The 796-nt window shown below is 57.5% G+C and carries 2 protein-coding genes; both read right to left on the reverse strand.

Translation table 11 applies throughout. The features are described 5' to 3' along the window. Positions 1-93: 93 nt before the first annotated feature. The gene (locus QMX91_RS31270) at positions 94-351 is read right to left on the reverse strand and encodes a hypothetical protein (protein WP_098964270.1); all 258 of its coding nucleotides are present in this window, start codon (positions 349-351) and stop codon (positions 94-96) included. Beyond that, positions 348-557, reverse strand: a complete 210-nt coding sequence (locus QMX91_RS31275; RefSeq protein ID WP_027613086.1) for a hypothetical protein — start codon at positions 555-557, stop codon at positions 348-350. The genes QMX91_RS31270 and QMX91_RS31275 overlap by 4 nt, the downstream gene beginning before the upstream one ends. Between the last annotated feature and the right edge of the window lie 239 nt (positions 558-796).

Below are 796 nucleotides of genomic sequence, written 5' to 3' on the forward strand. Positions count from 1 at the left end.
CCTCGGTGTATCAGAATAATCCGGTTCGCCGGGTCTGGGGCCGCTTCGCGGCCCATCGGGGATGAATCCCCTCGCCACAATGGTTCGCTCAATCTAAGCCAGCACGGCGCACATACCGAGTGCCGAGCAATCCACTTCAAACGGCCCAAGGAAATCGACCTCAGCCTTGATCGGCGGATTGCCGGCCAGCAACCCTTGGGAGTTGGCCCGTTCGATATTGTGCGCAATGCTGTGATTGGCCTCTATGGCCCGCGCTAGCGCACCCACCGAGCCTTGGCCGAAGCCGAGCAACGCCGCACCATTGGTTATCAGTGCCAGCCCGGCGATGACCCAGAGTCTGTAGCCTTTCATGCGCCGCCCACTCCTGCGAGTTCAGCGCGATCAACCAGCACGTCTGCGCGGTGTTCGAACTGGATGCCGGGGTGTGCGACCTGGATCGGTGCGTCGAAGCTGTGTTGGGTTTGCGCGGCGATGCTGACAAACAGCACCAAGGCCAGGTAAAGACCGATGGCCAGGTAGGCGCCGCGCTTGGCTGAAGTAATGATTGAACTGGCCATGATGTGCTCCGTGGGCATGTTTCAGTGCCGTCAGGATCAATCAAAAAAGCCGCGGTAACCACTCAGGGTTTGCCATAGTAAACATCAGCTTGGTTGATTATTTAGCCGGTCTATCTCGGCGTTGAAGGAAACCTATCGAGCGGAGATTTTTCGATCACGCATACGTGTAGGAGCTGCCGAAGGCTGCGATCTTTTGACGTTTAAGATCAAAAGATCGCAGCCTTCGGCAGCTCCTACAG

This window comes from Pseudomonas sp. PS01299, from assembly GCF_029960145.1.
In the GTDB taxonomy this organism is placed as follows: domain Bacteria; phylum Pseudomonadota; class Gammaproteobacteria; order Pseudomonadales; family Pseudomonadaceae; genus Aquipseudomonas; species Aquipseudomonas putida_A.

Bases quoted from the DNA above. Each gene is read 5' to 3' on its own strand.
- QMX91_RS31270 (WP_098964270.1), bottom strand. From the start codon at position 351: ATGAAAGGCTACAGACTCTGGGTCATCGCCGGGCTGGCACTGATAACC.
- QMX91_RS31275 (WP_027613086.1), bottom strand. From the start codon at position 557: ATGGCCAGTTCAATCATTACTTCAGCCAAGCGCGGCGCCTACCTGGCC.